The 239-nt window shown below is 46.0% G+C and carries 1 protein-coding gene; it reads left to right on the top strand.

Annotation, left to right across the window (positions count from 1 at the left end):
* Positions 1-239, top strand: a 239-nt coding sequence (locus NLF92_RS13745; RefSeq protein ID WP_254102837.1) for a lyase family protein, incomplete at both ends; no start/stop codon positions are given.

Raw genomic sequence — 239 nt, forward strand, 5'->3', positions numbered from 1 at the left:
GAGTATTTTCTGAAAGAAAAAGTAGCTGACAACTGTGAATTAAACGCCATCAACGAGTTTATTCACTTTGCCTGTACATCAGAAGATATCAACAACCTGTCTCACGCATTAATGTGCAACGCAGCGCGTGAAACCGTGATCCTGCCGTATGTTGATCAGTTAATTGATGCGATTACTGACCTAGCGCGTAAATACCGCACGGTGCCAATGATGGCACGTACTCACGGCCAGCCCGCTTC

Source organism: Opacimonas viscosa (assembly GCF_024199005.1).
Classification (GTDB): Bacteria; Pseudomonadota; Gammaproteobacteria; order Enterobacterales; family Alteromonadaceae; genus Opacimonas; species Opacimonas viscosa.